The 3,041-nt window shown below is 73.5% G+C and carries 3 protein-coding genes and 1 riboswitch; of the genes, 1 reads left to right on the top strand and 2 read right to left on the bottom strand.

Going from position 1 to position 3,041, the window contains the following annotated elements:
- Positions 1–198: 198 nt before the first annotated feature.
- Positions 199–327, bottom strand: a riboswitch (cobalamin riboswitch).
- 318 nt (positions 328–645) lie between these two features.
- Together L7D48_RS27765 and L7D48_RS27760 are read right to left on the bottom strand one after the other, a co-directional pair.
- The gene (locus L7D48_RS27765; protein WP_101254474.1) at positions 646–861 is read right to left on the bottom strand and encodes a hypothetical protein; all 216 of its coding nucleotides are present in this window, start codon (positions 859–861) and stop codon (positions 646–648) included.
- A gap of 28 nt (positions 862–889) precedes the next feature.
- A complete protein-coding gene (locus tag L7D48_RS27760; protein WP_237883692.1) occupies positions 890–2,125 on the bottom strand; it encodes an inorganic phosphate transporter in 1,236 nt (411 codons plus the stop codon).
- Positions 2,126–2,342: 217 nt separating this feature from the next.
- On the opposite strand from L7D48_RS27760, the gene L7D48_RS27755 reads away from it, so the two are divergent.
- Positions 2,343–3,038 carry a class II aldolase/adducin family protein gene (locus L7D48_RS27755; RefSeq protein WP_237883690.1) on the top strand — a complete coding sequence of 232 codons (696 nt, stop codon included), beginning with the start codon at positions 2,343–2,345 and terminating at the stop codon, positions 3,036–3,038.
- Positions 3,039–3,041 lie beyond the last annotated feature (3 nt).

Here is a 3,041-nt window from a genome sequence, read left to right as displayed (position 1 = left end):
GCGGCGGGGAGGCCGGCGTCCGCCGGAGCGACGGCCGGGGGGAGGGAGTGATCGGCACGCATCGCGTCAGCCGGCCGTCACACCTCGTGCGGGAACGGTGGCACAGCGCAGTGGAGGCGGTGCGACAGGCAGGATGCCGGGCATGGCGGTATGTCCTCACTCAGGGTCCTCGCCCTGGCTCGACGTGACCGGCGGTGAGAGTCTCCTGGCTCCCGGATCGGCGCTTCCCCCGGCCTTCCAGCCCGATGTGCGGGCCGTGACGCTGGGTGGGGGAGCGCTCCCCGGTGACAGTGGCGGGACCGCGCCGGATTCGCACCGGCTTCCTCTCCTGCCGCCGTTTGGCAACGGGAAGTCCACCACGGCCGGGGAGGCGCGTCAACTCGCCCGTGACCTGCGGTGGCGCACTGTGCGCAAGCGCACATGGCGCACGCCGGGGGTGCGCCGGGGCGCTCGCGCCCCCGAGCGGACCGGGAACGCGGGGGAAGGGCGCCCGTGGGCGCCGGAAGAGCCCGGGGAGGCAGCGTATGCCGGAGGGAAGCGCCGGGGAGCGCCGGGAGAACGCGCGGGCGCCCGGCGGTGTCCGCCGGGCGCCCGCGAAGGCGTGACCGAGGCCTGCCGGGGCCGTGCGGGCCCCGGCAGGCCTGGTCAGGCCGCGATGATGTAGATGCCGTACGCCACCGCGGCCGCGCACAGGGCGTAGCTGGCGTAGGCGCCGACGCGGGCCAGGGCGGAGGAGCCGCCCCGCGCCTTGTCGTTGGTGCCCAGGCCGACGATGCCGAGGGTGAACAGGCCCACCAGGCCGACCGTCATCACGAGACTGACGCCGAAGACCTGGCCGAGGGCCGCCCAGTCGATGTCCATGGTGCTTCTTCCTTCGCGGGGCTCGGGCTCAGGGAGCGGAGACGGTGGTCTTCGCCGGGGTGTCGGAGGACTTCTCGGCCTCCTCCATGGCGGTGGTGGGCGGCGGGGCGACGGCCTGCACCGCGGCCGTGACCACGCCCGCGTCCTCCGTCTCGGCCGGCTCGACGTCGTTGACGTTGGTGTGGTCGACCGGCTCCCGGCGGGAGGCGAACCAGATGGCGGCGATGGCGGCGACGGAGGCGACGGCGACCACGGTGACGCCCCAGTCGCCCTGGATGGCCAGCAGCGCGGAGCCCGCGGCGATCAGACCGGCGGCCGGGAGGGTCAGGCCCCAGGCGGCGACCATGCGGCCGGCGGTGCTCCAGCGGACCACACCGCCCTTGCGGCCCAGGCCGCAGCCCATGATCGAACCGGAGCAGACCTGCGTGGTGGAGAGCGCGAAGCCCAGGTGGGAGGAGGCCAGGATGGTGACGGCCGAGCTGGTCTGGGCGGCGAAGCCCTGCGCCGGGCGGATGTCGGTCAGGCCCTTGCCCATGGTGCGGATGATCCGCCAGCCGCCCAGGTAGGTGCCGAGCGCGATGGCGATGCCGGCCGAGGCGATGACCCACAGCGGCGGGTCGGCGTCGGCGCCGAGCACACCGCCGGAGATCAGCGCGAGGGTGATGACACCCATCGTCTTCTGCGCGTCGTTGGTGCCGTGGGCCAGGGAGACCAGGCCGGCCGAGGCGATCTGTCCGGCGCGGTAGCCCTTGGCGACCTGCCCCTCCTCGGCGTTGCGGCTGATCCGGTAGGTCAGCCTGGTCGCGAGCATGGCCGCGATGCCGGCGACCAGGGGCGCGACGAGGGCCGGGATCAGCACCTTCATGAAGACGGCGCTGATGGAGACGGCGCCGATGCCGACGGCGGCGATCGTGGCGCCGAGGAGACCGCCCATGAGGGCGTGCGAGGAGCTGGAGGGGAGTCCGGCCAGCCAGGTCAGCAGGTTCCACAGGATCGCGCCGACCAGCCCCGCGAAGATCACCGCGGGTTCGATGCCGGAGTCCTCGTTGATGAGGCCTTTGGAGATCGTCGCGGCGACCTCGACCGAGATGAAGGCGCCGATGAGGTTGAGGACCGCCGACATCGCCACCGCGGTCTTGGGCTTGAGTGCCCCGGTGGAAATGGTGGTGGCCATGGCGTTGGCCGTGTCGTGGAAACCGTTGGTGAAGTCGAACACCAAGGCCGTGACGATCACGATCCCGATGAGAAGCGTGATGTTTTCCATTCACCCAGGCAATCGGTCGAGGGGGCAGGTACCCGGCGAAGGTAAGGATGCCGGGTGAACGCAAGGTGAACTGGGAACGGCATCACGGTGTCTCATGTCGCCTGTGTGCGCAGGGTCGCACGGTGCGGTAAACGACCCACCCTCCACGCGCTCCGGCGCACCGCCCGCCCCGGCACGCGCCCGCCGCCGTTAGAGTGCCCCGCCGGAGGTGGTGCGGATGCGGTCGGCCTGGGCGGACGCCTGGAGGGAACTGGTGGCCACGGCCCGCCGGACGGTGGCGGACGGCCTGGTCGTGGGCACCTCGGGCAACGTGTCGGTGCGGGTCGGCGACACCGTCCTGGTCACCCCCAGCGGCATCGCGTACGACCGCCTCGATCCGGACGAACCGTGCGCCGTCGACCTGGACGGGCGGCCGGTGGCCGGCGACCTCGTGCCCACCAGCGAGCTGCCGATGCACCTGGCGGTGTACCGCGCCACCGGCGCCGCGGCGATCGTCCACACCCACGCCGTGCACGCCACCGCCGTCTCCACCCTCGTCGACGAACTCCCGGCGATCCACTACATGGCCGCCGCCCTGGGCGGCCCGGTCCGCGTGGCGCCGTACGCCACCTACGGCAGCGAGGAGCTGGCCGCCCACGCGCTGGAGGCGCTGCGCGACCGCAGCGGCTGCCTGCTGCGCAACCACGGCACGCTCGTGTACGCCGACAGCCTCGGCCGGGCGTACGACGACACCGCCCAGCTGGAGTGGATGTGCCGCGTCTGGCTCGCCGCCGCCTCCGTGCCCGGCCGCACCCCTTCCCTGCTGCCGCCCGGGGAACTGGACCGCGTCGCCGAGCGGCTGCGCGGCTACGGGCAGCGCGGCCGGCCCGCCCGCGCCGAGCCGCCCGGCCCCCTTCCGCCCCGGGGCGGATGACGC

The sequence above is a fragment of the Streptomyces sp. ICN903 genome (assembly GCF_022015835.1).
GTDB classification, from domain to species: domain Bacteria; phylum Actinomycetota; class Actinomycetes; order Streptomycetales; family Streptomycetaceae; genus Streptomyces; species Streptomyces fenghuangensis.
Note: the sequence above shows the minus strand (reverse complement) of the source record. Positions and strands in the feature narration are given on the sequence as shown.